This window comes from Chryseobacterium sp. 2TAF14, from assembly GCF_052115105.1.
Taxonomy (GTDB): domain Bacteria; phylum Bacteroidota; class Bacteroidia; order Flavobacteriales; family Weeksellaceae; genus Chryseobacterium.
Map to the genome: position 1 here is coordinate 1 of NZ_JBFRGA010000177.1, position 5710 is coordinate 5710.

At 46.0% G+C, this 5710-nt stretch carries 2 tRNA genes and 3 rRNA genes; all 5 read right to left on the reverse strand.

The features are described 5' to 3' along the window. Positions 1–253 precede the first annotated feature (253 nt). A 5S ribosomal RNA gene (gene rrf / locus AB4Y90_RS14880) occupies positions 254–362 on the reverse strand. Positions 363–595: 233 nt separating this feature from the next. Further along, positions 596–3360, reverse strand: a 23S ribosomal RNA gene (locus tag AB4Y90_RS14885). A gap of 159 nt (positions 3361–3519) precedes the next feature. After that, positions 3520–3593 (reverse strand) — tRNA-Ala (locus AB4Y90_RS14890). 86 nt (positions 3594–3679) lie between these two features. After that, positions 3680–3753 (reverse strand) — tRNA-Ile (locus tag AB4Y90_RS14895). 216 nt (positions 3754–3969) lie between these two features. Next, positions 3970–5486: ribosomal RNA gene (locus AB4Y90_RS14900) — 16S ribosomal RNA — on the reverse strand. Together the 16S, 23S and 5S rRNA genes with 2 tRNA genes alongside form the textbook arrangement of a ribosomal RNA operon. Positions 5487–5710: the final 224 nt, after the last annotated feature.

The following is a 5710-nucleotide window of genomic DNA, read 5'->3' on the forward strand; positions in this document are numbered from 1 at the left end:
AAAATACTCCGGAGGAGTATAACCTTTGTAGCAATTCATATAATCACCGTTAAACCTTTAAGCTCCGGAGGAGCGACACAGCAATCAGGGATTAGGGATTGGTGATTAGTGATTAGTGATTAGTGATTAGTGATTAGTGATTAGTGATTAGTGATTAGTGATTAGTGATTAGCAAAAATATTAATTATAAATTACACTAATTGCTAATAACAAAAAAGTCTCATACAAATAAATGTATGAGACTTTTAAAAAAAACTGGCGGCGACCTACTCTCCCGCTATTCGCAGTACCATCGGCGCTGGTGGGCTTAACTTCTGTGTTCGGAATGGGAACAGGTGAGCCCCACCGCTAAAACCACCCTAAAGGTTGTATATAAGGTTTGAGGGTTTAGGTGTTAGGGATTAGCTTTTAGCTAAATCCTGATACCTAATTCCTGATACCTTTTTTATCGGTAAATTTCATCACAAAGGCAAAACCATGATTGCACTTATAAGGCTTGATGTGAGGTGATGGGTGTTTGATGATGGATGTTTATTATTACTAATAAAAATTTTCATCAATTACTCATTACTTATCACTCATTACCTATATATTAGGCTATAAATCTACGGGTAATTAGTACTACTCGGCTATGCTGTTACCAACTTTACACCTGTAGCCTATCAACGTGGTCATCTCCCACGACCCTTAAAAGATGTCTCATCTTGAGGCGAGTTTCGCACTTATATGCTTTCAGTGCTTATCTCTTCCAAACGTAGCTACTCAGCGGTGCACCTGGCGGTACAACTGATACACCAGAGGTTTGTTCAATTCGGTCCTCTCGTACTAGAATCAAGCCCTCTCAAACATCTAACGCCCGCAATAGATAGAGACCGAACTGTCTCACGACGTTCTGAACCCAGCTCGCGTGCCACTTTAATGGGCGAACAGCCCAACCCTTGGGACCTTCTCCAGCCCCAGGATGTGACGAGCCGACATCGAGGTGCCGAACCTCCCCGTCGATGTGAGCTCTTGGGGGAGACTAGCCTGTTATCCCCGGAGTACCTTTTATCCTATGAGCGATGGCCCTTCCATACGGAACCACCGGATCACTATGTCCTGCTTTCGCACCTGATCGACTTGTAGGTCTCACAGTCAAGCACCCTTATGCCATTACACTCTACGCACGGTTACCAAGCGTGCTGAGGGTACCTTTGAAAGCCTCCGTTACTCTTTTGGAGGCGACCACCCCAGTCAAACTACCCACCACGCAATGTCCTTCTTTGCAGAAGTTAGGCTCCAAGTAAGTAAAGGGTGGTATTTCAACGTTGACTCCACGAACACTAGCGTGCCCGCTTCATAGTCTCCCACCTATCCTACACATTACTTACTCAAAGTCAATACGAAGTTATAGTAAAGGTTCACAGGGTCTTTTCGTCCCATTGCGGGTAATCGGCATCTTCACCGATACTACAATTTCACCGAGCTCGTGGCTGAGACAGTGCCCAGATCGTTACACCATTCGTGCAGGTCGGAACTTACCCGACAAGGAATTTCGCTACCTTAGGACCGTTATAGTTACGGCCGCCGTTTACTGGGGCTTCAGTCAATGCCTTCGCTTACGCTAAGCACCTTCCTTAACCTTCCAGCACCGGGCAGGTGTCAGACCCTATACAGCATCTTTCGATTTAGCAGAGTCCTGTGTTTTTGATAAACAGTCGCCTGGGCCTCTTCACTGCGGCCAGCATTGCTGCTGGCGTCTCTTCTTCCGAAGTTACGAGACTATTTTGCCTAGTTCCTTAGCCACGACTCACTCGAGCACCTTAGGATTCTCTCCTCGACTACCTGTGTCGGTTTTGGTACGGGTTGCTTCACTTCGGCTTTTCTTGGATCGGATTACACTACAGCAGCTTCGCCCGAAGGCTAGGCCTTGACTATTCCGTCAGTCTTCAGCAGCTACATCCAACCGTCCCCTTTATTCGTGAGCAAGTATGGGAATATTAACCCATTGTCCATCCACTACCCCTTTCGGGTTCGCGTTAGGTCCCGACTAACCCTCAGCTGATTAGCATGGCTGAGGAAACCTTAGTCTTTCGGTGAGGGGGTTTCTCGCCCCCTTTATCGTTACTTATGCCTACATTTTCTTTTCTATACGCTCCACCAAGCCTCRCGACTCAGCTTCTGTGCGAATAGAATGCTCCCCTACCAGATACAATCCCATGATTGTAAATCCATAGCTTCGGTAATATGTTTATGCCCGATTATTATCCATGCCGGACCGCTCGACTAGTGAGCTGTTACGCACTCTTTAAATGAATGGCTGCTTCCAAGCCAACATCCTAGCTGTCAATGCAGTCCAACCGCGTTGCTTCAACTTAACATATATTTGGGGACCTTAGCTGTTGGTCTGGGTTCTTTCCCTCTCGGACACGGACCTTAGCACCCGCGCCCTCACTGCCGTGGAACATTTATTAGCATTCGGAGTTTGTCAGGAATTGGTAGGATTTGACTCCCCCGCATCCAATCAGTAGCTCTACCTCTAATAAACTTTTTCACGACGCTGCACCTAAATGCATTTCGGGGAGTACGAGCTATCTCCCAGTTTGATTGGCCTTTCACCCCTACCCACAGGTCATCCGAAGACTTTTCAACGTCAACCGGTTCGGTCCTCCACTTTGTGTTACCAAAGCTTCAACCTGCCCATGGGTAGATCACAAGGTTTCGCGTCTAATACTACTAACTAAGCGCCCTATTCAGACTCGCTTTCGCTCCGGCTCCGGACCTGAAGTCCTTAACCTCGCTAGTAACATTAACTCGTAGGCTCATTATGCAAAAGGCACGCCGTCACACAATTAATGTGCTCCGACCGCTTGTAGGCGTACGGTTTCAGGTTCTATTTCACCCTTCTATTCGAAGTGCTTTTCACCTTTCCTTCACAGTACTTGTTCACTATCGGTCTTTCAGGAGTATTTAGCCTTGGAGGATGGTCCCCCCATATTCAGACAGGATTTCACGTGTCCCGCCATACTCATTTATCATCTATGTATACCTTTCGAATACCGGGCTATCACCGTCTATGGCTGTTCTTTCCAGAACATTCTTCTAAATATATAAAGACTTTTGGGCTAATCCGCGTTCGCTCGCCACTACTTACGGAATCTCTTCGATTTCTTTTCCTCCGGGTACTTAGATGTTTCAGTTCTCCGGGTTTGCTCTTTAAATAAATTTAAAGTGACATGTCTTCAACATGCCGGGTTGCCCCATTCGGACATCTCGGGATCAATTCGTGTGTGCCAATCCCCCGAGCTTTTCGCAGCTTACCACGTCCTTCGTCGCCTCTGAAAGCCTAGGCATCCGCCATACGCCCTTAACGATTTCTTTCCTATTATTTTTAGGTTACTCAAGCACTTATAAGTGCTCGGTTTTCTCTTTGTGATGTCTTTACCGTTAATGTCAATGATCTTWATKCTATYTCAAGTTTATCCCGCAAATATTGTTTTTGGCTCTATCTGCTTTTTTAATAATAAACCATCCAATCTGTGGAGAATAAGGGAGTCGAACCCTTGACCTCCTGCGTGCAAGGCAGGCGCTCTAGCCAGCTGAGCTAATTCCCCCTCTAGTCAGATGTTAGATGTTAGTTATTAGATATTAGTAAAAAACTAACTTCTAATTTCTAGTTTCTAACCTCTATTTTAATTAGTAGTCTCGGGCAGGCTCGAACTGCCGACCTCTACATTATCAGTGTAGCGCTCTAACCAGCTGAGCTACGAGACTTTGTTTTTAGTTGTTGGTTGTCGGTTTTTAGTTGCCAGTAATCTAACTTCTAATTTCTAACCTCTAACTTCTTTACTAAAATCTCTTCCCTATACTAATTTCTAGTGGGTTTTGTATTTTTTTATATATCAACCAAATAAAAAACTAAAGCTTTAACTTTAAGTAAGTACATGTATCTTGCGATACTAATTTTGTTTAACGTTCTTCAACGCTCTAAAATGAGATGTTCCAGCCGCACCTTCCGGTACGGCTACCTTGTTACGACTTAGCCCTAGTTACTTGTTTTACCCTAGGCAGCTCCTGTTACGGTCACCGACTTCAGGTACCCCAAACTTCCATGGCTTGACGGGCGGTGTGTACAAGGCCCGGGAACGTATTCACCGCGCCATGGCTGATGCGCGATTACTAGCGATTCCAGCTTCATAGAGTCGAGTTGCAGACTCCAATCCGAACTGAGACCGGCTTTCGAGATTCGCATCCAATCACTTGGTAGCTGCCCTCTGTACCGGCCATTGTATTACGTGTGTGGCCCAAGGCGTAAGGGCCGTGATGATTTGACGTCATCCCCACCTTCCTCTCTACTTGCGTAGGCAGTCTCACTAGAGTCCCCAACTTAATGATGGCAACTAGTGACAGGGGTTGCGCTCGTTGCAGGACTTAACCTAACACCTCACGGCACGAGCTGACGACAACCATGCAGCACCTTGAAAATTGTCCGAAGAAAAGCACATTTCTGCGCCTGTCAATTCCCATTTAAGCCTTGGTAAGGTTCCTCGCGTATCATCGAATTAAACCACATAATCCACCGCTTGTGCGGGCCCCCGTCAATTCCTTTGAGTTTCATTCTTGCGAACGTACTCCCCAGGTGGCTAACTTATCACTTTCGCTTAGTCTCTGAAGCCAAAGCCCCAAAAACGAGTTAGCATCGTTTACGGCGTGGACTACCAGGGTATCTAATCCTGTTCGCTCCCCACGCTTTCGTCCATCAGCGTCAGTTAAGACATAGTGACCTGCCTTCGCAATTGGTGTTCTAAGTAATATCTATGCATTTCACCGCTACACTACTTATTCCAGCCACTTCTACCTTACTCAAGACCTGCAGTATCAATGGCAGTTTCACAGTTAAGCTGTGAGATTTCACCACTGACTTACAGATCCGCCTACGGACCCTTTAAACCCAATAAATCCGGATAACGCTTGCACCCTCCGTATTACCGCGGCTGCTGGCACGGAGTTAGCCGGTGCTTATTCGTACAGTACCTTCAGCTTTCCACACGTGGAAAGGTTTATCCCTGTACAAAAGAAGTTTACAACCCATAGGGCAGTCGTCCTTCACGCGGGATGGCTGGATCAGGCGCTAACCCATTGTCCAATATTCCTCACTGCTGCCTCCCGTAGGAGTCTGGTCCGTGTCTCAGTACCAGTGTGGGGGATCACCCTCTCAGGCCCCCTAAAGATCACTGACTTGGTAGGCCGTTACCCTACCAACTATCTAATCTTGCGCGTGCCCATCTCTATCCACCGGAGTTTTCAATATCAAATGATGCCATCTAATATATTATGGGGTATTAATCTTCCTTTCGAAAGGCTATCCCCCTGATAAAGGCAGGTTGCACACGTGTTCCGCACCCGTACGCCGCTCTCTCTGTCCCGAAAGACAAATACCGCTCGGCTTGCATGTGTTAGGCCTCCCGCTAGCGTTCATCCTGAGCCAGGATCAAACTCTCCATTGTATGTTTGTTCTTGACTCACTCAAAGTTTTTTGACGCTTTAGTTTTTCCTTACTTGGTTGTTATATTGTATTTCAATGATCTCTCTTCTTCCGCTTTTTTACGTCGCTACTTTCTGTCAGTTTCGCTTCCGTATTTGCGTGTGCAAAAGTAAAACTTTATTTCTAACCGACCAAATGTTTTTTAAAGAAATTTTAAAGTTTTTTGTTAACCCTAAATCCTTATTC